Below are 705 nucleotides of genomic sequence, written 5' to 3' on the forward strand. Positions count from 1 at the left end.
CCGCCGCCGCAACGATGGGCCGCAAGGTCCTGACCCGCGCCACCGCGGTCGTGGCGATGATCCTCCTGTTGGCAGGCCCGTTGGCAGGCCTCACGGTGTGGGCCGCGCAGAACGTCCTGCCGCAGGCCACCGAGGCCACCGTCACGGAACCGACTGCTACCGGCCTGGCCGGCACTGATCCACCGGGCACGGCCTCGCTGGGTGCCCGGAGGCTTGTGCAGCCGGCCGAGTCCAGGACCCTCCCGGCAACGGCCATCGACCGCGGCGAAGGGCCGGAACAGGCGCGCACTCTCGTCATCTCCACCGGCGAAAACGGAACGTTCGACGCCGCGCTGATGCGGGGTGCCGGCACCACCCTCGATGCCCTGTCCACGATTGCCGCTGCCCGCCCGATCATGGGGGAGCCGGGGCAGGAAACCGTCCGTGACGACGACGCCGTAGTGGCTTCCGTCCGCAACGTCGTGGCCACCATCGTGGCCGGCCAGGGCGTCGATCCCCGCGAAGAGCTCGAGCAGCTCGGCGTCGGCTTCGTGGTCCTGCGGGCCGCCGATACCGCAGCCCAGCTGACCGCGAGCCGGATGGATGCCGTCCCCGGCCTTGTCGCCGTCGGCAAGACCGACGTCGGCTGGCTCTGGCGGATCAGTCCCCTCAACCAGCCCGTGATCCAGGCTGCCGACGTCGCGCACCGCGTGCGGATTGTCGACG

Annotated in this window: 1 pseudogene; it reads left to right on the forward strand. The window is 71.6% G+C overall.

The annotated features are described in order from the left end of the window. Positions 1-705, forward strand: a pseudogene (locus K789_RS0107140) (glycosyltransferase family 2 protein); the annotation flags it as partial.

Source organism: Arthrobacter sp. TB 26, assembly GCF_000427315.1.
Lineage (GTDB): Bacteria > Actinomycetota > Actinomycetes > Actinomycetales > Micrococcaceae > Arthrobacter.